The organism is Maribacter halichondriae, assembly GCF_027474825.1.
Lineage (GTDB): Bacteria > Bacteroidota > Bacteroidia > Flavobacteriales > Flavobacteriaceae > Meishania > Meishania halichondriae.
Genome location: NZ_CP107030.1, coordinates 2,795,338 through 2,819,634, shown reverse-complemented (window position 1 = coordinate 2,819,634; position 24,297 = coordinate 2,795,338). Strand labels below are relative to the sequence as shown.

The 24,297-nt window shown below is 41.8% G+C and carries 15 protein-coding genes and 3 pseudogenes; 1 reads left to right on the top strand and 17 read right to left on the bottom strand.

The window, feature by feature from the left end:
* Window positions 1-23 precede the first annotated feature (23 nt).
* The 7 genes and pseudogenes from N8A86_RS13000 to cyoE form a co-directional block, all read right to left on the bottom strand.
* Window positions 24-554 (bottom strand): DUF420 domain-containing protein, encoded by a 531-nt coding sequence (locus N8A86_RS13000; RefSeq protein WP_273565785.1) that lies wholly within the window; start codon window positions 552-554, stop codon window positions 24-26.
* 1 nt (window position 555) lies between these two features.
* Window positions 556-1,279, bottom strand: a pseudogene (locus N8A86_RS12995) (SCO family protein).
* A 2-nt stretch (window positions 1,280-1,281) separates the two neighbouring features.
* Window positions 1,282-1,914 carry a hypothetical protein gene (locus N8A86_RS12990; RefSeq protein ID WP_273569067.1) on the bottom strand — a complete coding sequence of 211 codons (633 nt, stop codon included), beginning with the start codon at window positions 1,912-1,914 and terminating at the stop codon, window positions 1,282-1,284.
* A gap of 124 nt (window positions 1,915-2,038) precedes the next feature.
* Window positions 2,039-2,422, bottom strand: coding sequence for a cytochrome C oxidase subunit IV family protein (locus N8A86_RS12985; protein ID WP_273565784.1), 384 nt, complete (start codon window positions 2,420-2,422; stop codon window positions 2,039-2,041).
* Between the two features lie 48 nt (window positions 2,423-2,470).
* On the bottom strand, window positions 2,471-3,445 hold the full coding sequence (locus N8A86_RS12980; RefSeq protein WP_273565783.1) for a cytochrome c oxidase subunit 3: 975 nt from the start codon (window positions 3,443-3,445) through the stop codon (window positions 2,471-2,473).
* 95 nt (window positions 3,446-3,540) lie between these two features.
* Window positions 3,541-4,122, bottom strand: a complete 582-nt coding sequence (locus N8A86_RS12975) for a cytochrome c oxidase subunit 3 (protein ID WP_273565782.1) — start codon at window positions 4,120-4,122, stop codon at window positions 3,541-3,543.
* Window positions 4,123-4,159: 37 nt separating this feature from the next.
* Window positions 4,160-5,059 carry a heme o synthase gene (cyoE, locus tag N8A86_RS12970; RefSeq protein WP_273565781.1) on the bottom strand — a complete coding sequence of 300 codons (900 nt, stop codon included), beginning with the start codon at window positions 5,057-5,059 and terminating at the stop codon, window positions 4,160-4,162.
* 276 nt (window positions 5,060-5,335) lie between these two features.
* Here cyoE and N8A86_RS12965 point away from each other — a divergent pair, with 276 nt between their 5' ends.
* A complete protein-coding gene (locus N8A86_RS12965) occupies window positions 5,336-6,241 on the top strand; it encodes an MBL fold metallo-hydrolase (RefSeq protein WP_273565780.1) in 906 nt (301 codons plus the stop codon).
* A 63-nt stretch (window positions 6,242-6,304) separates the two neighbouring features.
* On the opposite strand, the gene N8A86_RS12960 is transcribed toward N8A86_RS12965, so the two are convergent.
* From N8A86_RS12960 to N8A86_RS12915, 10 genes and pseudogenes are all read right to left on the bottom strand, one after another.
* Window positions 6,305-7,021 (bottom strand): energy transducer TonB, encoded by a 717-nt coding sequence (locus tag N8A86_RS12960; RefSeq protein WP_273565779.1) that lies wholly within the window; start codon window positions 7,019-7,021, stop codon window positions 6,305-6,307.
* A 54-nt stretch (window positions 7,022-7,075) separates the two neighbouring features.
* A complete protein-coding gene (locus N8A86_RS12955) occupies window positions 7,076-7,477 on the bottom strand; it encodes a VanZ family protein (protein ID WP_273565778.1) in 402 nt (133 codons plus the stop codon).
* Window positions 7,470-7,850, bottom strand: coding sequence for a glycine cleavage system protein GcvH (gene gcvH, locus N8A86_RS12950; RefSeq protein ID WP_273565777.1), 381 nt, complete (start codon window positions 7,848-7,850; stop codon window positions 7,470-7,472). The genes N8A86_RS12955 and gcvH overlap by 8 nt, the downstream gene beginning before the upstream one ends.
* A 246-nt stretch (window positions 7,851-8,096) precedes the next feature.
* Window positions 8,097-15,399, bottom strand: a pseudogene (gene sov, locus N8A86_RS12945) (T9SS outer membrane translocon Sov/SprA).
* Between the two features lie 5 nt (window positions 15,400-15,404).
* Complete coding sequence (gene ruvA, locus N8A86_RS12940) at window positions 15,405-15,986, bottom strand: Holliday junction branch migration protein RuvA (protein WP_273565776.1); 582 nt, start codon at window positions 15,984-15,986, stop codon at window positions 15,405-15,407.
* Window positions 15,987-16,136: 150 nt separating this feature from the next.
* On the bottom strand, window positions 16,137-18,431 hold the full coding sequence (locus N8A86_RS12935) for an NADP-dependent malic enzyme (protein WP_273565775.1): 2,295 nt from the start codon (window positions 18,429-18,431) through the stop codon (window positions 16,137-16,139).
* A gap of 74 nt (window positions 18,432-18,505) precedes the next feature.
* Window positions 18,506-19,816: an MFS transporter gene (locus N8A86_RS12930; RefSeq protein ID WP_273565774.1), complete on the bottom strand. Its 1,311-nt coding sequence runs from the start codon at window positions 19,814-19,816 to the stop codon at window positions 18,506-18,508.
* 314 nt (window positions 19,817-20,130) lie between these two features.
* The gene (gene queG / locus N8A86_RS12925; RefSeq protein ID WP_273565773.1) at window positions 20,131-21,051 is read right to left on the bottom strand and encodes a tRNA epoxyqueuosine(34) reductase QueG; all 921 of its coding nucleotides are present in this window, start codon (window positions 21,049-21,051) and stop codon (window positions 20,131-20,133) included.
* 221 nt (window positions 21,052-21,272) lie between these two features.
* The gene (locus N8A86_RS12920; RefSeq protein ID WP_273565772.1) at window positions 21,273-22,586 is read right to left on the bottom strand and encodes a Kelch repeat-containing protein; all 1,314 of its coding nucleotides are present in this window, start codon (window positions 22,584-22,586) and stop codon (window positions 21,273-21,275) included.
* A 447-nt stretch (window positions 22,587-23,033) separates the two neighbouring features.
* Window positions 23,034-24,295, bottom strand: a pseudogene (locus N8A86_RS12915) (cytochrome P450).
* Between the last annotated feature and the right edge of the window lie 2 nt (window positions 24,296-24,297).

Here is a 24,297-nt window from a genome sequence, read left to right as displayed (position 1 = left end):
CATTTACCGACCATAAGCAGCTCTCAAGAATAATATGGTGAAATCATCAAATAGACCACAACGCCCGTAACAGCCACATAAAACCATATTGGAAACGTAATTCTTGCCAATTTTCGGTGTGCCTCAAACTTACCCAAATATGCCCTTGCATATGTTTTCAGAACCAACGGAATTATAGCGATAGACAACCCGATATGGGAAATCAAAATAAAAAAGTAAACATAACGAATAAGACCTTCACCCTCGAATTTCGTTGAATCAGCGGTCATATGATAGGTAATGTACATCAACAGAAACAACACGGATAAGACAATACAGAAAGTCATTAGATTTTGATGAAGTTTACGCTTTCCATTTTTTATGGACCATACCGCCACCAGTAACAATGCGGCTGTTAGCCCATTTATCGATGCGTATATCGGCGGAAGAAATCCGAGCCGTTCTACATTCGGAATCTTCACCCCGAACAAAATAGCAACTACCAAGGGCACAACGATTGACACCACCGTAATCAATCTATTAAACTTCTTTTCTTTTGCCGAAATAGTTTCCATACTATTCGTTCAATAGTTTTGCAATATCTTCTTTTAGCGCACTCATTTGTTCGGTTTCGCCATGATCATTCTCGCCTTGTGATTCTGTAATCGCACCTCGATAATAGACAATGGGGTTACCAAAATCGTCAACCCTTGATCTTATGTATCCCTTTTTGTCTACCAGGCAAAAAGACCCGAATGCTCAAACCCACCAGGAACATCGGGAGCCTCAGCAGCAAAAATATTAAAGCCACTGTTCGCCAAGTCAAAGATTTTTTCCTTATCGCCGGTCATCAAATGCCAATCCATATCGGTTATTCCATATTTCTCCGCGTATTCTTTTAATACCTGCGGGGTATCGTAGTCTGGGGTAATCGAAAATGAAGCGATTCCGAAGGCATCCGATTTCCCGAATTCTTCTTGGAGCTGAACTAGATTCTTTGTCATAACCGGACAGATGGATGGGCACGAAGTAAAGAAAAACTCTACCACAAATACTTTTCCCTTATAATCTTTATCCGTAATGAGAAGACTATCTTGATTAATGAACTCAAAATTGGGAACCCTTCTCTTTTTCCGTTCAAAAGAACGTATGAAAGTTCTTGGGAATTATCCTTGACATTCATACGGTCGTTCTGTACCACGGTACCCGCTCTAATCCGATCAACAATTTTTGGAATGAAGATAATACCGAAAACCAGGATTATGAGCGATACCCAAACGTACGTGTATTTATTCTTCATCTTCAGTTTTTTCTACCTGCCGTATTCTTCTTGAGGGCCAATCTGTACTCGGCTAAAATGATTTTGACATCGTCAACCATCTTGTTGTTCAAATCGGCTACAGAAATAGCGTTAAAACCAAATTTCGTGCCCACATCTTCATCATCGTCACGACCTCGAAGATTTCTCTCCTTGTCGATAATAAATACATATTGAGTTCCCATGTTCGCATCCAATAACAAATCTGTTTTAAGTGACTTGAAGAACGTGGTGACCTGTTCTTTCTCCATAAAAACAAAATTCCATTTTTCAATATCCGAAAAGGTACCTAGTTCTTTTTTTAAGGCCTCGGTTTTTTCCTCCGTTCCTTTTGGCATCACCATCACAAACTGAAAGTCATCAAATTGGTAAAACCGCTTGTAGATTTTCTGGTTCAGGTTGAAGGCGTTGCCTTTTTTTAAATCGACATTATCGCCCAAAAAACCTAAAACCGTAATCTTATTCTCTAGGGATATCCCTTCAGGATTATCGTTTATTTCAGCAATATTTTCAGTAAGCACCGAAAGTTTCCCGAAATTATTTACCCCCGAAGCAAAAAAAAGATATACCACCACAGGTAAAACAAAAAGAACGGTAAGCACAAAGGTTTTTTTCATAATACGGAACGCCAAAAATTAAATTTTAAAGCAAAGTACTCATCAAACAATGTCTAGGCAAAAATAAAAAAGACGGTATTGAAACCGTCTTTACATGCTGTTAATTTTATAGAAAATAACTTTTCTAAAAGTTCCATTTCACAAAACCGTCCTTGAATACGTTGTATATATAATCCGCTTCAAAAAGAAGGATAAAGACCAAATAAAGTACCAAGAAAATCGGAGTCCATACTATGGCTCTTCGCAAGGCACTCTTTTCATCCCTTAAGTGCATGAAATCCCATGCGATATAATACGCCTTGACCAGGGTTAGGCCAATAAATATCCAATTCAATAATTTCATCCCAAGAAAAGAGGTACCCGTAAGTGCAGCGGGTTTCAAAATACCCAGAGCAACTTCAATAGCTGTAACGATAGTTAAAAAAACCAATACTCCCCAAATCTTTTGGGTGTTGGACTTGAATTTTAAAAGTCCCCTAAAAATTTCCAGTTTGTGTGCGTGTGCCATGCCTTAATAAAATTATTAAACGGATTCCCGTCTACGAGGGAATAAAAATTATACCAAATAAAAGAAGGTAAATACGAATACCCAAACCAAATCCACGAAGTGCCAATAGAGTCCGACTTTTTCTACCATCTCATAGTGTCCGCGTCGCTCATAGGTGCCCAGGATCACATTAAAAAAGATAATGATATTGATAACCACACCAGAAAATACGTGGAAACCATGAAACCCAGTTATAAAGAAAAAGAAATCGGCAAAAAGTCTACTACCATATTCATTTCGAATAAGGTTGGCGCCTTCCACTACTAGAGCGGCATCGTTCAACTTCTTTAATGAATCTTCTCGGTTCAACACCACTTTTTCTCCCTCATCATTAATAGTCTCCGTTCGAATCAAAATATTCGGGTTCGCCCGAAAACCTTCGACAACTTCATTTACGGAGTAGCTTGGTAGATAACCTTCAGACATAAACCAGACCCCTTCATTTCTGGTAAGCTCATCCCGTTGATCCGGAATTGTCTTCGAAAAATCTCCTAAAGCGGCACGTTCACCGCTATCGGCCTTTACGAATTGTAGAATTCTTCCTCCTTTGGTTTCAATTGCGCCATAATCGCCCTTGATAAACGTCGCCCACTCCCATGCTTGGGAACCTACGAAAATGGCACCTCCGATAATGGTCAAGAACATATACCAGATCACGGCATCTTTTTTCATTTTATGCCCCGCATCAACCGCCAATACCATAGTGACCGAAGACATGATCAGTATAAAGGTCATGAACGCAACATAATACATCGGGTAATTGCCGTGAAAAAACGGTACGTGTGTAAAAACCTGATCTGCTATAGGCCAAGTTTCGATAAATTTAAATCTTGAAAAGCCATAAGAGGCCAAGAAACCGGAAAAAGTCAGGGCATCGGAGACGAGGAAAAACCACATCATTAATTTGCCATAGCTCGCACCTAAAGGTCGATTTCCGCCTCCCCAAACGTTTTCTTCCGTAGTCGTTGATACCGTAGAATCCATAAAGTTTTAAAGTATGATTAGAAGTCGCACAAATTTACATTTTTTTCATCTATACAAAAGCGATTCGTTATGAAAACCCTGAATATTCGAAAATATTATTTCACGAACATCATAAACAACATCAAATACACCCACAATAGGTCTAAAAAATGCCAAAAGGTCGCTCCCAATGATATTCCCAAAAATCGGGTAGCCGAATACTTTCCCTTCATCTGATTGTACAATACTACCAACAATGAAATTATACCTGCCGCCACGTGAACGATGTGTACCATGGCTATCAAAAAAACGTAAGACAATTTTATATTGCTGGTCGGCCCGGTAAAATAATAGCCCTGGGCCACCATTTCAGAAAATCCCCTGAATTGCAGAACGACAAAAACAATACCAAGTACAAGCGTTGCCCAAAGCAGCTTTGTACAGGTGCTTTTGTTACCTTTTTGTATCGCATTTTTTGCCAATATATAGGTAATACTACTTATAATAATGACACCCGTACTAATGAAGAAAGAGGATGGCAACTCCAAATCGGACAACCAATCTTCTCGTGAACTACTTACGATATAGGCGCTCGTCCACCCGGCAAAGGCCATTAGAAGACTTACAATACCGAACCACAGCATCATTTTTTTTGCCCTACCATCTTTCTCGTACTGTGTGCCTTCGGTCAGATCCATTGTTAACTTTTTAATTTCAATCCTGCAAAGCAGGAATCTAGATAAATTTATCGATTACGTAAACGATTTGCATCAAGGTAATATAGCTCACGCTGGCCAACATCAATTGCCTTGCTGATGCGTTATCTCGCCTTTCGAACAAACGGAAGGCAAAAAACAACATGACACCGCCCATTAAGAATATGATAATCGCGGCCACTATGGACAATTGCAATCTTCCCGTGATACCGAAAACAGGTATGACGGAGATGATCATCATCCAAATGGTATACATGATAATCTGTAATGCCGTGCCCTTATCTTTCTTTCCTGTTGGAAGCATTTTAAAGCCTCCCTTTTTATAGTCTTCGTCGAGCATCCACCCCAAAGCCCAAAAATGAGGGAATTGCCAGAAAAACTGAATCATGAACAATGTTCCGGGTTCGATGCCAAAATCGTTCGTTGCCGCCACCCAGCCCAGCATGAACGGAATGGCCCCAGGAAAAGCCCCTACGAATACCGAAAGGGGAGTTTTGGTCTTCAGCGGCGTATAGACACTGGTGTACAGAAATATGGAAATTGCACCGAACATAGCTGTTTTCGGATTTAGGACGTAGAGCGAGACAACCCCCAGAACAGTCATCACAATGGCTATGACCAAAGCCCTATTGACCGACATGCGACCTGACGGGATCGGCCGATTTTTGGTGCGGTTCATTAACGCATCCAAATCTTTTTCGATAACTTGATTGTAGGCGTTGGATGCGCCTACCATACAGTAACCACCAAAAGCAAGTAAAAAAATCGAATAGAGGTCTAGTTGATAGGCTCCGAGGAAATATCCCGCGATAGAGGAGAAAACCACACTGATAGCCAGTCGCGCTTTGGTAATTTCTTTAAAATCAGCTAAAACCAAACTCATTGAGTTGCTTTTGGCCGCTCCGACCGCAGTTTTCATTATCCCTTTGAAATAAGATTGCAAAGATAACCCGCCAGTGCTTTTTTCACAACCATTCGGCTCTATTTATCTTATCTTTGAATACCTTAAATTTTAGAGACTATTTTGAAATATGTCGATTATTTTTTTGCCTCTTTTTGCGCCGTTCTTTGTTAAAATTTTATACCGTAGCTGCGGCTATGCTAGAAAATTTTGCCTAAACCGGCATCAAAAATGACCTATAATAATTCTAATCACATATTTCAAAACAATCTCTTAACTAAAAACCTTAATGCTATGCACAAAATTAAAATGTTCCCCATCTTTCTTCTTTCTATTTTTTTTATCGGAAACCTAAACGCGCAAGACAACGATGTTGTCATCACCATCGATACACTTTCCAACGATATGTACATGCTAACAGGTCAAGGGGGCAACATCGGTATCTATGTCGGTAACGACCATGTTTTTATGATCGACGATCAATTCGAACACCTTAGCAATAAAATCAAGACCGCTATCCGTTCTTTGACCGACAAACCTATCGCATTTCTATTCAATACGCATTTTCATGGTGATCATACAGGCGGTAATGCCACTATCAATTCGACTGATATTCATGTCGTGGCCCATGACAATGTCAGGAAGCGTTTGGTCCAAAATCAAATAAAAGCTGTGAATGAAAAAAAGATGACGGCCAATGTGGCCCTCAAAATACTTCCTGAGGTTACTTTTTCAGATGACATCACCTTTTATGATAGAAGTGAGACCATCATGGCATTTCATGTGCACAATGCCCACACCGATGGAGACGCCATGGTCTATTTTTTGGAAAATAATGTATTACATATGGGCGATACTTATTTTGCAGGTCGATATCCATATATTGATTTGGATAGCGGGGGCAGTGTCGATGGGTTTATAAAAGCGCAAAAAAAGGCCTTGACCGTAATCAATGAGGATACTAAAATAGTTCCCGGACACGGTAGACCCTCCACCAAAAAAGAATTGGAAAGCTCTATTGCGATGCTCGAAGAGATTAAGGATATCATACTAAAGGAAATTGAGGCGGGCAGATCACTGGAAGATATTCAGGCCAATACCAAATTGACCGAAAAATACGATACTTCGCACGGGGCCAACTTTATCAAACCTGAGCGTATGAAAGAAATATTCTATACGAGCTTGAAGACGTCTGATTAGCAAGGTGATCTAAAACAAAAAGCCGGACCATATGGTCCGGCTTTTTGTTTTATAGTTGTGAACTTATTGCAATTTGAAAGTAATGGGCAAACTAAATGGAACCCGTACCGCTCTACCCCTTTGTTTACCTGGAGTCATTTTTGGAAGCTTTCCGATAATTCTGGCAGCTTCGCCTTCAAGATTCTTGTCCGGCCCACGCATTCTAACACTACCTATGCTTCCATCTTTTTGAATAACGAAATTGACATACACTTTACCCTGTACACCCATTTCTTGAGAAATTTCAGGATATCTAAAGTTCTTTACAACGTGCTTTTGAATCATGGTATTGAAACAATCCCGCATTGCCTTTGCACCCTTTCCTTTCTCGCCTTCACAACCTGGGAAAATCGGCACATCTTCAATGACCGCAAAAGGTACGTCGACATCTTCTACTACTTCTTCAACTTCTACATCATCAATTTCAACGATTTCTTCTTGACTCGTCTCGGTAGACTCGATAATCGTTTCTTCCACTTCTTCCTCATCTTCAACGACTTCGATTATCTCAGGTGCTGCCGGAGGCGGTGGTGGCGGTGGTGTTTTAAGCTGCTCCGTCATCGGAACTTCTTCGTCCAACATGTCCTCCACATTCATTGAGATGTCATAATCATTCGTTTTGTCGTACGTTTTCCACTCAAAAGCAATGTAAGTTAACAACATAACAGCGAACAACCCCATAACAAAATAGAGCGCACTGTTTTTAGTCAAATCAGCTTTGGGATTCTTTTTCGGTTCCATAATCTTTCAAATTTAATGTTCGCTAATTTAATTAAATAATTGTAAAAAAAGCAATTATTGCTTCCAATTTAATCTACCGTTCCTTGAAAAAAGGAGTTTTATGGCCAAAACACCGAACAAAGCACCTACGGCATTGGCCACACCATCAAAGATATCACCCGTTCTGTCCAAAGTGAATGCGTACTGAACCACTTCAATAATTATACCAAAAAATAGCATTGCCAAAAAAGTATAAAACAAGGATTTTCTGTAGTCGGCCCTACCTTTCGAATACTCGCGAACGGCCATCATACCGAGAACTACGGCCATAAAATAAAAGGTGAAATGAACGGCCTTGTCCAAATACGGAATTTCAAATTTGGGCAGGTCGGTATCCTTGAAAGAAAATAAGCTGGACCATGTTACGAACACCATCCAGCTTAGATATGCGATTTTATAGAAATGCTTTTTAAGCACCTATCAATGCTTTGTAATCTTCCGCACTTAACAAACCGTCGACTTGTGAGGCATCGCTTATCTTGATTTTTACCATCCAACCTTCTCCATAAGGATCAGCGTTTACCTTTTCAGGCTCGTCTTCAAGCGCCTCGTTGAATTCAACGATCTCACCGCTCAAAGGCAAAAAAAGGTCTGAAACGGTTTTTACGGCCTCTACGGTTCCGAAGACTTCCTCTTGTTCCAAGGTTTCGTCCAAGGTCTCGACTTCTACGTAAACGATATCTCCCAATTCTCCCTGAGCAAAATCTGTGATGCCCACCGTGGCTACTTCACCTTCCATTTTTATCCATTCGTGATCTTTGGTATACTTTAACTCTGATGGTATGTTCATTCTAATTTTTTTAGGAAAACAAATGTAAATGATTATAGGAAGGATTTCAAAACATAAATTACATTTTGTGATGCTCACTACTGTGTAATTTAAAGATTAGAACTTCAAAGTAAAATTTTACAAAAGTCAGAAATAACGAACCGAGCTGCCATTCCAAGGTACGAGGTATCTCTTGGACGGAGAAACGGGGCGTGGGATTCCTCCTTCGTCGGAATGATAAAAAAGAACGGAATTACAAATTCATTTCTAATTCCCAAAATTATATCGAAGCGTAAAACCGGTATTGATGGTCGTCTGAGGAAATGCCGTAGAAACTGCAAATTGAGAGAATGAATGGTCATAAAAAAACAAGGCCGCCAAATTCTTGCTCAAGGCGTACTCGGCCCCGAATTTAATGGATAACAAGTTCTGCCCCGAGGTAATCTGGTTGTTGTCGATATCCAAGTTTCGTATGATGGTAATGTTGTCTCGAAGCGTAACATCGGCTTTTAAGTTCAGATCTCCTTTTAGCCTAGTTTTGTTACCCCCGATATTGGTCACGAACTGAACATCTTTGACGCGATAGCCTAGGCCAACCGTATATTCCTTTCCATTGATCTCGGTCATCAAGCTGTTATCAAAACTTAGGGACAAGGTTCTGTCGGTACGGACTTCGGCCAGAACACTGATAGAGTTTTTCATTTCAAAATCGACCCGCATCAAGGGGTTGAACTGATCTGTCAAAACCACATTGTTCAAGATGAGTTCCGGTAAGAAATCGCCGTTTTCATCTACAGGATTTATATTTTCTGAGAGCAATTGGGTTCTTTCCAAATTTGTTTGAAACGAATTTATGCTATAAGCGGCACGATATCCATGGCTCAATGAAAAACGTTTGAATTTCTTTTTAAACCATTTGTTGCGCATCAAGCCAGTATACTTAACGTTCCAATTCGGGATGGGTATCTTACGGAAAACATCGAGATTCACCCGATTGGCATCTTGCCCTGTATATGCAGCAAAGAAAGCCGGCAATAATACATCTTGTTGCGTATTGCCGTACCCTACCGGGAAGTTACCGTTCGTACCAGGCGTTTCTCCCCTATCGGCAGCCAAACGATTGGCAATGGTGATTCTGTTTTCCTTGAATTTCTCGAAGTTTTCCGAGGTAAACTCATCACTTTTGCCAAAGACCGTACCGATCATCATTGTAGAAATACTGAAATTGCCGTAATTATTGGCAAGGGCTTCCAACTGATCGTCTGGGTCTAGCCAAGCTTCAACATTAAAATTTTCTTGTAAACTATTTGCGTATTGTCGGTCGGCCACCAAATCAATGGTTAAATCCTGCATCGGTTGGGCGGTTGCCGTAATATTCAATTGTTTGTTCGTATTCTGAATAAACTGCTCGTTAAACTCATTGAAACCGGTTAGCCAACCCCTACGCGCGGCCTCAAAACGTACATCTGCCTGACTACCGAAAACGAAGCCGATCGTAGGTCTTGCGGTACCCACAAAACCAATGGATTGCGTATACCCTGGCAAGACCGTCCCATTGGTTTCGCTGTAGTTGACATTCAATCGTTTGACCATCGTCAAGACATCCACTGCGGTATTGAACAGTCCGCTGGTCTTATTTTTTGTCTCTTGGCCCTTCGCAGGGTTGCCCGCTTTATCCTTTCGAACCGGTGCAGCATTGGCCGTTGTTTTTCCATCTCGTTTCTTAAGTCCCAACTGGTCATAAAACTTCTGCATACTCATAGAAGCGGTGATATTATGGCTGTTCGCGTTCTGTACGGTATTTATCGATGTAACGGCACGGGGATCAACAGGAACAACAGGTTGACCCGTATGCAAAGCACGCTGTTCGGCCAACTGCTCGGCAATGCCCAAGTTCAAGGCATCACCACCTCGTTGCCAATCAAAATTACTCCTGTAACTGTATTGGGCACTAATAAAGTCCAGAGCAGGTATTTTGGCGAACGGCAACTCATAGTTCAGCTCCATCTGCTGGGCATGGCGATTGGGGATTCCGATATCAAAGAAACCATCCCAGAGATTAAGCTCGTTCAAGATTTCTTGGTTATTGTTCTCATCCAATTCATCGCCAAAATAGTTTCGTACAATACGGTTGTTGCTTCCCGTCAGATTCAAACGAAGTGATTTGGTCAAACTATAATTTACGGCATACTGCCAATTGAACTGATAATTTCGTTGTTGTAATTCGGGCAAGACCAATTTTTCGATTCCTGGTTCGGCAACATCCCTAAAACGTTGTTGGTTGAACTGTCGATTTATATCTGCGTTCATCGATACCGTGGCCGGCAATAGGCTCAGGTTTAAATCTTTTAGCCATTTCCAATACCTTCCTGTAAAAAGGGAATCTTTTTTGGCAAAAGGAGCTACTTCCACCGGTTCGAAAGCATGGTTGTATACAAAACCGGTATTTACGTTTTGATCCCGCAAATTGGCAATTTCGAAATCACGATGGTCGGTCTCGTTGTACGAATAATTAAACGTAAAATTCTCGATATCGTAGAAATTCGCATCGGCCTCTTCGCCACGCTCTTTACGAACCCCTATAAAATTGATACTGGTTCGTTTGGTATAATCTTCGGCCTGCTCTTGAATATCTTTTTTCGTAGGTGTTCCGTCGGTAGAGGTTTCGGGAGCAACGTCAATTCTATCCTGTAGTTTCAAATCGTCATAGACCGGATCAAATTCTGGAGTTATCATCTCTTCGGAAATACCATAATTGAACGGTAATTGAATTCCCCATTTTTTAGGAAGCATTTGGCCTAGGTTCACATTGGTCACAACGTCGTACGAAATCGCATCTTCACGCAACCTTTCATTCGGCATTTGGTCAATGGCACCGAAGCCGGAAGTACTTCTACCCCCGGTCGCCGATACGCTTGCAAAATCGGCAATATTGGCATCGACCGCGGCTACGGCGGCCCATCCACCATTATTGTCCAATCCTACCAAGCGCATTTCGTTGAACCATACCTCGCCCCGTGCAGGCAAGTTATCAATATTCTTGACCCCTACCATCATACTTCGAATACTTCCCAAAGAAGGATTACCCCGTATTCCAATACGAAGGCTACCCTCAGGCCTTGGGGCGAATTCGGTTACCGGGATAATCTCACCGTCCAAAACATCGAAAAAAGTTAACTCGTTCAACGCCGTGCCACCGGGCACATTTTGGGTGAGACGAAGCGATTTTATTTTATTCAAATCTGATAAAGCTACATCCATCCTATTGGCTTCGGGCCAAACTTCATCTTCTGAGGACGCACCCCAGCTAGTGAATTCCAACGGTAGTTCTATTTGATAGAAGTTCTGGGAAAAGTCGGTTCCTATTCTTAAAAAACCCACTAAGGGCTTCGTACTCTCGGGAAAATCACTTTGATCGATTTCCTCGGCATGCATGAACATTTTTATCTTTTCATATTGCCGAATGTCTATATCTAAATTCTTGAAAACACCACGTGAATCTTGCGACTGCAAGTTTTCAACCAAAAATGAAAGGGATGCCTCATTTTGACGAATGATCGTATTGTTGTTGTTCAAACGTTCTCGAATCACTCCGGGTGGCAATACATACGGAATCGGGATTCTTCCTTCATTCTCCTCAATATTAACCGTATTTACATCAACTGTAGTTCCATCATCCGAAGGGTCATTATCAATAGCCTCATCTTGCAAGGTCTTCGTATACGCACGCCAATCACTTCTACCCAAATCAAGACTGGCGAATCGCAGCACCACATCATCGGAGAAGCCGGTAAGGTACATTCTCATAAAACTAATGGAACGGAAATCGGTAATTCCGCCAACGGCATTCGTGAAATCACTTAATGGAATTTTATATTGGATCCATCTTCTTTCCAGAGTAGAACCATCAGGAAGTTCAGGAGTCACATCTTCCTTGATATCGGTAACATACTTGTCATTTGTCGTAGTAAACGGTTTAATAGCAATACGATATTCGTAGTAGCTGTTCACCGTATTCATGGTCAGGTCGCGATCGATATCTTCCACATCGGGCAAGGTTGTCGATCCCCTATTGGTGTTGGTTACCGTCACCGGCGAGTTACCATCTGGGTTGTTGAAATCGCGATACCGCTCCAAAATGCCACCATCACGGTTCAGGTAGTAGGTATAGTTATCTCGCGCAGGGTCTTCTAACGGTCCGTCATACGTTGCGGCCTCTTCCAAATCGTCAAGACCATCATACCCTATATCCTGTAAAGCTCGATTGTTCTCATTGGCATCAAAAGCATAGACCAAAGCCTGTGTCTGTGGAACTTCTCCCCATGAAGTTTCGAACGGGAATTCAGTATTGTCCGAATCGGGCAAACCATTTTCATATTGTTTTTTACCATCTTTAAGTACATCCTCCGAGATATTTCCCAAGTTTATGACGAGCTCACCATTATTATCATTGGTCGCAATACCATCAACATACGGATCCAAGACCCAGAACTGCACAAACTCTACGTTCGCCTGTTCAAAATTGGTACTACTTAAAGAACGCATGATACCGCCCCATTTCTCTTCGGGTGGTGTGTTCGTGGGATTATCAAAATCAGGATTGGCATTGTAAGGTCCTTTTTCATTTGGATAATACGCCAAATCCAATGTTCCCTGTACTGTGGTCTGCCCTATTGCCACATCGATCTGTGGAAAGACCTCATCGATGAAAACCCTTCGTGTGGCATTGGTCGAAATATCGCTGTCGCTAATGTCCGAAGGACGCTGGTTCGTATAAAATATTGGGTCGATGGTGTACCATGCCATTTTGGCCCTTCCGTACCCGTTCAATAAGTTGTTGGGGTCGGTAGGTGTATTGCCATATAGTTTTTCGTTCGGATCTTCACCAAATTCCAATGGAGTACTGGCCATAGTCCAACCCAAAGAAGATCGAATATCGATCAAAGCCTGAGCTCCTTCAAAATCGTCTAAATATGTTGTGGTCTCTCCTTCAAAATCAGCATTTTTTGGAGAGTTCGGTCGCAACCAGGCTACCTCACCACGAACGGAAAGGTTCGATGGCACATCGGTATCTATATTAGGCAGGTGGTTTACCATTCGCGTCAAGAAGGGAATCTCAGTCGAGAAATTACCATTTACTCCGAAAATAGTATTGTTTACAGGCTCTGTACCATAATTTGACTTCTGGGTCAGAGGTCGCTCGTTTAAATTCAATAAGGTAGCGCCCATGACAAAATTCTTATTGAACTGGTGCTCTACATTGACGCCCGTGAAGCGTCTTGTCTGTTGCCCGAAAACGGCATTGTTCTCAACAGAAATATTGATAGGCGTATTGGATGCCTCCAAACTAGGATCCAAGATCTGAACCGTACCAGCTTGATAGTTTACGGTGTAGTCGATTCCTTCCTGCAATTGTCGGCCACCGGCGGTAACCCGCACCGATCCACGGGGAACGTTAAAAGCCCCGATCGGAATTCCGTTGGTTCCTTCGGACTTATAGCGCCCTTTTAGCAAGAACCTGTTTTTTTCAGCATCCTCAAAAGAATCAGCTTTTGTTGAGGTATACATATTTCGGAACACATATTTTCGCTGATTCGCGTTGTAGGTCTGCTCCGTTTCGTCTTCGTAATTCGTGCCCCCTCCTAAAGTTTCGTACAAATATCTTCCAAAGGGTTCTACCTTGGTAAAAATGATGAGTCCACCTTGTGTATTGACAGTTATCCCAGGAATAAAATCAAAAAATCCGTCCCCACCGCTCTGCACATCGTTATAGACATTCAAACGATCCAAATTAAAAACATCCAAGAGGATTCGTTCTTGAAGGCCATCGGGCCAAGTGCCCTCGTCTGCAGGAGTGATATAGTTTCTTGGCGTGGGGTCTGAATACAGAATATTCATCTTAAAATCATCTTGACTTAGACGAAAAGCGCCCGTGGAATAAATATTCTTCATCATCAAATCCCAAATGGGATCGGAGACATTGGTAATATTGCTCTTCAATAATTTTAGGATCAAGGTATTGTTCTCGATGATCGGATTTGCCCCATTGGTTCCCTGGGCCACCGTAGTTGCATCCAAGCCTCCATTGGCAAATTCCCCTACCTGGTATACCTGGCCCTTGTAAGTATATTGGTAAGCGACACCCAGTACTTCATCATTACTCAAACGCTGGTTCAACGAAATGTAGCCTAATTGAGTATTAAAACTATAATCACGGGTCGGTTCTAGTTTTCTGGCATTTTCTAAAATTGCATAATCAAATCCTTGATTCGGATTATAACCAGCGACAAAACTTCCGCCGTTGAATCCACTCTCGACAGTGGCAATATCACGAATATTACTGTTTAACGCACCTGTACCAATCGTTTCAGGGTTGTATGCGTTGGCCGCATTTCTTGGTAAATTTTCAGAGGTAGTATTGAAGAATGTTGCCGGGGCGCCACTAGATTGCCCGACTCGGGTGTTGTCTCCGTTCGACTCTCCTAAATCTTGGATTGCCACCACATTTCGAACGTTCAATGTCTGTTGACTACGGTTCGTAACCCATACCTCAAGTCTTGTTATTTGTACTTGGCTTCTTATATAAGGGTAGCTTTGAAGTGCTTCGTCATAATTATCCCTAAAAAAATGGGAAAGAAAGAAGTGCTTATCCTCATCGTAATCCAAAGCGGTCAATGAAAATTCGTTGATCGTTCCGCCGCCCTGCGCAACTACTGTATTGTTCTGCGAACGCTGCTCAGAGAATACAGCCGTAACCATGGTTTTACCGAATTGCATTTGGGTCTTGACACCGAATAGACTTTGTGCACCAGTTATCAAAGAACTGTTCAGTGGCATATTCACATTACCCACCTCAATTTTTCTGAGAATATCATCTTCGGTCGGGGTATAATCCAACTTTACGATGTTCTGAAAATCAAAAGTGGCCTCGGTATCGTAGTTTGCGGTAACCTGAAGACGTTCCCCTATTTTACCCAACATACTCAAACTGATACGCTGATCAAAATCGAAAGATAGGTTCGTACGGTTTCTTGGGGATAAGGAAGGATTGTCGTTCTTCTGCCAAATTACACCCAAATCCATAGCCACCGATCCTTGAGGAATCACTTCTATGGTATTTCCGCCAAAAACGGATTGAAAGAAATCATTGTTGACATAGAAATTGGGAAGCAAATTTTTTCGGGCCTCTTCGCTACCTTCTTTTTTTTCCGGAGTAGGCATCCGATTTTTCCTTGAAATAATCTTTGATGCCCTCTTTGCGAACCAGTTCTAAATATTGTTCAGGAGTGAGGATAATCGGATATCCAATATCAAAGTCGCCGATACTCTCATTGTAGATATATCGGTCAAGTTTGGGATTGTAAATATATTTGGTAACAATACTCTCAGGGTTTTCGAGTACCAAGCGACCCAGGGAAAATCCTGTTTTTACTGAATCGGTTTCCTGCTCGTTCGTCTCCTCTTCATCAGTCTCTTGGGCAAACGAAGTTTCGGCTGCCAAAAAGAAAAATACGAATAGGAAGATGAGCTTAAATGCTAGTTTAAGATATTGGTTTGCCCCTGTTTTCAAACTTATTACAAATTTTTCAGCGCGAGTTTTATGATATTCTCGACACTTAGCGAGGAATCTTGCCTCAACACCTTGTCAACCGCATTTTCAGCTTGTCGTCTGGCGAACCCAAGAACCTCTAATGCAGATAACGCTTCATCTTTGTTTGTATTGTTTGAATTTGTGGAAACTTCGTCAATATCATAGACTTTCAGAATCTTGTCACGCAGGTCTAAAATTACCCGTTGGGCCGTTTTAGCACCTATACCTTTGATAGCCTGTATGGTAGGGGCATTACCATTGGCAATAGCATCTCGAATTTCGGAGGGAGACAATGAAGACAACATGGTTCTTGCCGTACTTGAACCAATACCAGAAACGGAAAGCAACAATCTGAAAATCTCGCGTTCCGACTTTTCGGCAAAACCAAAAAGGGTATGCGAATCTTCCTTCACCTGTAAATGGGTAAAAAGTGAAATGCTCTCGGCATCCTGAATTTTGGAAAATGTATTCAGGGAAATATTTACAAAATAGCCGACTCCGCTACATTCAATGATAACGTGGGTAGGATATTTTTCTACCAATTTGCCTTTTAAGTGGTGGATCATTTTTAAAGTTCAAGTTCAAGGTTCACATACAAGTTCAAGAGAGTTAAAAGTTATGGTGCAGCGATATGAGTTTTTGAATTATGATCAAGGGCTACCGACCTCTGATTAAGACTAAATATTAACTGCATACTGCATCCGGCAACTGCCAACTTACTTCCCCGTTTTCGCTTTCTTTCTCTTCTCCCGTTCTTGCGCATCGATAGCGGCCACAGCGGCCATATTCACGATTTCATCAACACTCGCGCCAAGTGGGATAATGTGCACCGATTTTCTTAACCCGACCATTATCGGGCCTATGCTATCGGCATGATTAAGCTCTTTTAGCAATTTGTAGGTGATATTCGCCGATTCAAGATTCGGAAAAATCAATGTGTTTACTTTCTGTCCGGATATTTTTGAAAATGGAAACTTACTTTGGTTCAATTCTTTATTCAAGGCAAAATCGGTCTGAATCTCACCATCGACCAATAAATCGGGATTACTTTCATGTAATATCTTGACTGCTTTTCGAACTTTGGTTGCCGATGGATGCGTAGAAGACCCGAAATTTGCATACGACAGCAGTGCTATAACGGGACTAAATCCGAAAGTCATCGCCACGTTTGCCGTCATTTGGGTTATTTCCGCCAATTCTTCTGCGGTAGGATCTATATTGATAGAGGTATCAGCCAAGAATATTGGGCCTCGATCGGTCGTCATTATGTGTACCGTTGATACCTTTTTTACATCCGCCGCACGCCCAATTACCTCAAAAATTGGCTTTACCAAAGTCGGATAGGCCCGAGAATAACCCGAGATCATACCATCGGCATCGCCTTCAAGAACCATCATAGACCCAAAATAAGTGCGCTCGCGCATTTTTTGACGAGCTCCGTACAGCGTCACGCCACGTCGTTGCCTATTTTGAAAATATTGTTGTGCGTATTGCTCTCTCTTTGCGTTCGCCTCATCTGAATGTGAATCGATGACCATTAGGTCGGCATCAAAATCAAGTTCTTTTTTTAGGACTTTGATGGTATGCTTTCTACCCAATAAAATAGGAATGGCGACACCCTCCTCAAAAGCAATTTGAGCGGCCTTCATGACATCCAATTGGTCGGCCTCTGCAAATACGATTCTTTTGGCCTTCATTCTTGCACGATCGTGCAATTGTCTTACTATTTTATTGTCATTACCAGAGCGCTGCAACAGTTCTTCCTTATATTTCTCCCAATCTTCAATTGGGTTTTTTGCCACCCCACTTTCCATGGCAGCCCGTGCCACAGCAGGAGGGATTTCAGCAATCAATCGAGGGTCGAAGGGTTTTGGTATGATGTATTCCTTACCAAAGGCCAACCTTGTCTTTCCATAGGCGATATTGACTTGTTCAGGCACATTTTCCTTGGTCAGTTCGGCCAAGGCACGAACCGCCGCCATTTTCATTTCCTCATTTATTTTTGTCGCACGAACATCTAAAGCTCCTCTAAAAATAAAGGGGAAACCCAATACATTATTGACTTGGTTCGGATGGTCGGAACGACCAGTAGCCATAATGATATCCTTCCGGGTTTTTACGGCCAGATTATAATCGATTTCAGGGTTTGGGTTCGCCATGGCAAAGACGATAGGGTCCTTGGCCATTGATTTTAGCATTTTCGGACTTACGATATCAGCAATGGAGAGGCCTACAAAAACATCGGCATCTTTCATGGCATCTTCGAGAGTGTCTATTTTTCTATCCGTGGCGAACTCAATTTTAGAGGCGGCCAAATCAGGTGCATCTTTGCGAATCACACCTTTACTATCCAACATCACGATATTCTCGGTTTTTGCACCAAAGGCTTTATACAATTTGGTACAAGAGACCGCTGCGGCCCCTGCCCCACTAATTACAATACGAACTTTATCTATTTTCTTTTTGGTGATCTCTAGCGCATTCAATAAGGCAGCCGCCGAGATAATGGCCGTACCATGCTGGTCATCATGCATCACGGGAATATCAAGTTCTTCCTTAAGTCTTCGTTCTATTTCAAAGGCTTCGGGTGCCTTTATATCCTCTAGATTGATTCCTCCAAAGGTCGGGGCAATCATTTTTACGGTTTCGACGAATTTATCCACATCCTCGGTATCTACCTCGATATCAATTCCATCGATATCCGCGAAAATCTTAAAGAGCAGACTTTTTCCCTCCATAACCGGCTTAGAGGCCTCAGGTCCAATATTCCCCAAACCCAAAACAGCGGTTCCGTTCGAAATAATGGCGACCAGATTGCCCTTGGCGGTGTATTTGTAGACATTCTCCTTATTCTTTTTTATTTCGAGACAAGGTTCAGCAACGCCAGGTGAATATGCCAGCGCTAGATCGCGTTGGGTAGCATAGGGTTTGGTAGGCACCACTTTTATCTTACCTGGCTGAGGCTTGGCGTGATAAATCAATGCTTCCCTTCGTTGCTTTTGTTTGCTCATGGTCTTCTGGTTTTGGGAAACAAATTTAGGGGTATTCTTCGGAAAAATCAGCGAGACGTCTCAAAGTTTAGATATTAGTCATCCGCTGCCTTTGAAACGTTTAATCGCATGGCCAAAATAGCAGAAATAATAAAAAATACGCCCGCAAAAAGAATAGCGTTCACAGCATTATTACCTAATATGTATTTATAAATAGGACCGAAAGTCAACGTTTCTATTCCCATGGGAATCACGATCATCATATTCAAAATACCCATATACACCCCTCGCCGCTCTTGGGGCACTACTTTGGAAACCATGGTATAGGGTATACCCATCATGGCCGCCCAACCTATACCAAATAAGACCATAGGTGCGAGTACAAGTTTGGGGTCACCAATAAAGGGAATTGCGAAAAGTGCCAACCCGGTACCGACCAAACTCAGCGCATATACCTTTTTTCCTCCATATTTTAAGGTGAGCGGTACCAACGCCAAGGCAACTACCATGGTGACAATATTATAGGTCAAGCTCATCTGGGCGGATTGTGAAGCTGCCTCGGAGGTGGAATAGCCCAAAGTGAGTTTAAAAAGTGGTGTAATATACTGCCAATAGACAAAAAGCGCATACCATTGAAAAAGATAGACCGCCCCTATTTTCCACATGAATTTGGGCATTTCTTTGATTGCTTCCGAAATCTCGGCAAAGGGCTTGGCAATCCGCTGACCAATTGGCAAAGTCTTGGTATGATTGATTTCGGCCAATTCTTCAGTTGAAGGAGGAATTTCGGGCGTTTTAAAAACCGACCATAAGATGGTCGTAATAGACAAAATTCCACCTATGTAAAATGAATAGTATAGCCATTGGGGGATCTCACCCGCAACCTCGATGGAATCACCACCAAAAAGATATTGGAAAAGTACAATTGATCCATTTGCCAAAAGTATTCCCGCCCCTACGAACAAGCTCTGCATTTGGTACCCCATACTCAACTGTTTTTCGGGTAGTTTATCACCCACAAACGCGCGATAGGGTTCCATGGCCATATTGTTACCGACATCTAGAATCCATAATAGTCCAACCGCAAACCACAACACCGGACTCGTGGGAAAAGCAAACAAACAGAGACTACCGATTACGGCACCAATTAAAAAATAGGGTTTGCGCCGACCCCATTTGGGAGACCATGTTTTATCGGACATTGCTCCGATAATCGGTTGCACCACCAACCCGGTAACCGGTCCGGCTATATTCAAAATCGGCAGCATCTCTTCAGGAGCCCCCAAATACAAGAAAATTGGATTGATCGCAGTTTGTTGCAGTCCGAAACTATATTGGATTCCCAGAAATCCAACGTTCATATTGAATATTTGCCAAAAACTTAAACTGGGTTTTCCTATTTTCATTTTCTAAAGGTTTGGTGGAAATTCTGCCAAACAAGATACCATTTTAAACGTTCGCTTGACCTAAGCTTTATAATTAATGAAGAAGTAGCTGTAGCGAAAACGTTTGCGACGCCCTCCCCCGAACCCCCTTTCAGGGAGGGGGAGTAATTTGGGGCCAATATTTTGAATCCTTACCTATTCTTTAGATCTAACGAATTGAATATTTATTTTAAGACCAGAAAATTATGTTCGTATTACGGGAGATTTTTGAAATTCGAAGTCCTCCCTAGCCCCTCCTAAGGAGGGGAACAGATTTAGTCTTTAAAACCAAAGAGCTATTTAAGAAAGTTGATATTCCGTTTTAGACCGGAAAATTTGGTGCGTTTTACCGCTGATTTCTGAAACACTTTTTTGAAAACATCTTCCGTAATATCTTCCCAGTCTTTTTTGGTCATGGAAAGTAGATCGGGATGCGGATTGAACAAAGGTTCGTTATGTGATTTGGAAAAGCGATTCCATGGACAAACATCTTGACAAACATCACAGCCAAAAACCCAATCGTCGAACTGACCTTTTACCGATGTGGGAATCTCGTTTTTTAACTCGATGGTAAAATAGGAAATACATTTACTTCCATCAACAACATAGGGTTCAACAATGGCTTCTGTTGGGCATGCATCGATACAGGCCGTGCATGTGCCACAATGATCTGTAACCGGAGTATCATATTCTAATTCCAGATCAATGATTAGCTCCGCGATAAAATAGAAAGAGCCTACTTCTTTTGTCAATAAGTTACTGTGCTTGCCCATCCAACCTAATCCGCTTTTGGCAGCCCAGGCCTTATCTAAAACCGGGGCGGAATCTACAAATGCCCGACCGTTGACTTCCCCGATTTCTTCGGAGACAAATTTTTGGAGCTGCCTTAGTTTTGCTTTGATGACGTGGTGGTAATCATTTCCGTAAGCATACTTTGAAATCTTGTATGTATCCTCGTTTTGGGTTTCCTCCGGATGATAATTCAACAACAAAGAAATGACCGATTTTGCTCCATCGACCAATAACCTGGGATCCAACCGTTTGTCAAAATGGTTTTCCATATAGGCCATTTCGCCGTGCATGTTTTTACTGAGCCATTTTTCAAGCCGAGGAGCTTCCTCCTCCAAAAAATCGGCCTTCGAAATACCGCATGACAAAAAATCGAGGCGTTTAGCTTCGGTTTTTATCAATCTGGTATACTCATTTTCCCTCTTCAAAGCGGCAAACTCTGTTTTGAAATTCTGTAGACCAAGTTACGAATCTTATGTAGTCTTTTCCGCAAAAGGGAAACTTGACCAATTTCTTGATGAACAATAGATGTCCAAACTTTTGTAGCCTACAAAACAACGGCCGAAAACTGTTTAGCAGTTTTCGGCCGTTGTTCAATACTTAATAATTCAATCGTTGAATATCCTCTTTGAATTTTCAAGGTCATTCTTTAATCGATAACCCAGACATCGTTTACCAAACTAGTGCCATCATATCCACCAATAACCCATAATTTATCATTAAACAAGACGGTGGTATGTTCGCCTCTTGCAGAAAAACCAGCTGTGGGTAACGATTGTCGCCATTCTACACCATCGGAACTATACCAAATATCGTTCACTGCGGTCGTTGTAAAACCTCCAATGACCCAAAGCTTGCCGTCAAAGGCCGTCATAGTCATATTTACAGGTAATGAAAATGGCCCATCGTCGGTAGCTTCGGTCCAAGTAACTCCATCGGAACTGTACCATACGTCGTTATACGTATCAACTCCATTCCAACCTCCCGCAACCCAGATCTTGTTATCAAAAATCGCAGTAGTGTGACCAGATCTTGGTGAAAATTCTGCTGAAGCAGTTTCTTCTACCCAAGTCACGCCATCAGTAGTCGACCATACATCGTTTTTGTAATCGGTACCATCAAATCCGCCGATTACGAAAATTTTGTCTCCGAGCACCCCTGCGGTTATCCCATCACGTGGCCCGAAACCTACAGTATCGGCTTGCTCTATCCAATCAGTACCGTTCGTACTAGACCAGACATCCTCTAGATAATACAATTCGTCCGTAGGTGGTACTCCTGGGCCGTTATCTATCTGGCGAAAAGAAACCCCACCAATTACCCATAATTGATTTTGGAATACGACCGAAGCATGACTTGAACGCGTCTCAAAACCTGGATCGGCTGTCTCTAACGTCCACGTGGCACCGTCGGTAGAAGACCATACATCATGCTGAATGTTGTCGATATCATTTCCGCCAATTACCCAGAGTTTGCCATCGAAGGCCGCTGAGGCGTGACCTTGACGTGCCGTAAATTCCGCGGCAGACGTTACCGGGTCGGACGGAGTGACCAATCCCACCGTGGTAAAGCCGAAAACAACGCTAGAAGTCGTATTTCCCTCAGTGTCTTTGGCAACTACTTTCCAATTGTAGTCAGTAGCCCTCTCAAGACTATCGGCTACCGTAAAAGATGTAGCGGAAAGTCCGCCCGACAAAAGAGTTGTTGGATCATCTGCGGTATCCAAAAAGAGGTCGTAACTGACAGTATCTCCTTCAGGATCTGTAGCGGCCTGCCAAGTCAAGGTAGGCAGAAAGTCCACTCCTTCGGCCCCATCGGTGGCCTCCAATAAGTCAAAAGCTCCAGGAGCCATATTAGCCGGAGGCGGCGGATCTATAGGAGGAGTGGGTGTATCGTCACTTTTTTTGCACCCGAAGAGGGCGATGGCCATCAGGCCCAATAAACCAATTTTTTTAATTTTCATACCATTTTATTTTTAAGTAAAATTTTAATACTGCTTTAAAGACCATAAAATTTGTATCATACGCCTTGCCCTTTTAATATAACCAGAAAATAAAAATCCAGAAAATGCCTTTTGAAAATTCCGTATGCTTCTTCAAAACGATGATATTCGGTCTATTTTTCTATTTGCCGATACAAAAGTAACAAAAGTTTAACATCTTAAATATTTTTTCGTTGAACGGCTATTGATCCGGGCAAACCCTATTTTCTCATTTTAGCATATATAGATTAAAAATGTGAGTTATTTCAAACAATAAAAAATCCATTAGTACCGGGGACATGAAATCTTTATTTAGACCCTAATACCAAAAAGAAAATCAATATTTCCTAAGGACAATTAGATAGAGACATTAATTATATCTATTAAAAAACCTAGGGCGTTTGGCCTCGATTTAGTTCGATTTTTATTTTATGTTTGTCGTTCATCAAATTTTATCAGAGCCTCACTCGGTTTTAAAGTAAGCATAGGATTTAAAACAATTTCACTAGACTGACTGGATAACTTGTACTTTTTAACTACCGAAGCAACGGTCATTATCATCTCGTACATTGCAAAATTATTTCCGATGCACATACGGGGGCCAGCACCGAATGGAAAATAGTAATTTGAAAAATCCTTTTTATTTTCAGGTGCAAAACGATCTGGATCAAAAACTTCCGGCTTTTCCCAAAAATCGGAATGGCGATGCAACTCAAAAAAACTCATCAACCATACAGTCCCTTTTTAAAATCCTGTCCGTTCACGGTATCCGAATCCAGGCTAATTCTATCCAAAACAAACAATGGAGGGTATAGTCTAAGTGTTTCTTCGATGCATTGTTTGGTATAGCCAAGTTTGCCGATTTGTTTCATTACGGTGCCAAGTTCAAAATCAATGCCCTCCGTTTCTTGAAACAATTTTTCCTGAATTTCAGGATGCTTGGCCAACAATAACAGCGCAAAACTTAGGGCGTTTGCCGTGGTCTCGTGCCCTGCCGTAAAAAGTACCATTACTTCATCGATTAACTGTTTTCTGGGCATTGGCGTACCGTCTTCGTAACGTGCGCCCAAAAGCATATCGAGCAGATCATCTTTTTCTATACCGGAATCGACCCGATCTTGAATAATCTTATTTAGAATTTCACTTGCCTTGTCACGTAGCAGCAAATGTTTTTTTATTTCTCCATTCAATTGAAACCACCATTTTAAATAAGGTAACCGTAACTCCTTGACCAACATTTCTTGAATGCGTATCGTAATCTCTTTGAGCTTTTTAATTTTTTCGCGAAGATTGTCGGCACTAAAAAGTGATTGTGCGACTACCTGAAACGCCAAATCGCCCATTAAGGGAAAAATGTCTTGTTCTTGGTAGGGTTTGATTTCTTGTAGCTCACTTTGAACGGCCTGATACATAATATCCATTAAACCATCTAACTTTTTCTTGTGAAAAGTGGGCTGTATCATTCGTCGGTGCACACGCCAAAATTCCCCATTGGAGGTCAACAAACCTTGGCCAATATATTTTCCGAGGTCTTTGGTCTGTAAATCGGACTTATTGTAATTCTTGTGATTTTTTTGAAGAATATGCTGTATCGATTCAGGGTCACGGGTAAAGAGCCAATTACTTTTTTTGCCCAAATCTATTCTAAAGGTATCGCCATATTTTTCGAAGCTTTCGCGGTGGAACGGCAAAG

What these genes read in the sequence shown, in the direction of transcription:
- N8A86_RS12965 (WP_273565780.1), top strand. Translation starts at nt 5,336, where the DNA reads ATGCACAAAATTAAAATGTTCCCCATCTTTCTTCTTTCTATTTTTTTT.
- N8A86_RS12975 (WP_273565782.1), bottom strand. Translation starts at nt 4,122, where the DNA reads ATGGATCTGACCGAAGGCACACAGTACGAGAAAGATGGTAGGGCAAAA.
- N8A86_RS12960 (WP_273565779.1), bottom strand. Translation starts at nt 7,021, where the DNA reads ATGGAACCGAAAAAGAATCCCAAAGCTGATTTGACTAAAAACAGTGCG.
- ruvA (WP_273565776.1), bottom strand. Translation starts at nt 15,986, where the DNA reads ATGATCCACCACTTAAAAGGCAAATTGGTAGAAAAATATCCTACCCAC.
- N8A86_RS12985 (WP_273565784.1), bottom strand. Translation starts at nt 2,422, where the DNA reads ATGGCACACGCACACAAACTGGAAATTTTTAGGGGACTTTTAAAATTC.
- cyoE (WP_273565781.1), bottom strand. Translation starts at nt 5,059, where the DNA reads ATGAAAACTGCGGTCGGAGCGGCCAAAAGCAACTCAATGAGTTTGGTT.
- N8A86_RS12980 (WP_273565783.1), bottom strand. Translation starts at nt 3,445, where the DNA reads ATGGATTCTACGGTATCAACGACTACGGAAGAAAACGTTTGGGGAGGC.
- gcvH (WP_273565777.1), bottom strand. Translation starts at nt 7,850, where the DNA reads ATGAACATACCATCAGAGTTAAAGTATACCAAAGATCACGAATGGATA.
- N8A86_RS12935 (WP_273565775.1), bottom strand. Translation starts at nt 18,431, where the DNA reads ATGAGCAAACAAAAGCAACGAAGGGAAGCATTGATTTATCACGCCAAG.
- N8A86_RS12930 (WP_273565774.1), bottom strand. Translation starts at nt 19,816, where the DNA reads ATGAAAATAGGAAAACCCAGTTTAAGTTTTTGGCAAATATTCAATATG.
- N8A86_RS13000 (WP_273565785.1), bottom strand. Translation starts at nt 554, where the DNA reads ATGGAAACTATTTCGGCAAAAGAAAAGAAGTTTAATAGATTGATTACG.
- N8A86_RS12920 (WP_273565772.1), bottom strand. Translation starts at nt 22,586, where the DNA reads ATGAAAATTAAAAAAATTGGTTTATTGGGCCTGATGGCCATCGCCCTC.
- N8A86_RS12990 (WP_273569067.1), bottom strand. Translation starts at nt 1,914, where the DNA reads ATGAAAAAAACCTTTGTGCTTACCGTTCTTTTTGTTTTACCTGTGGTG.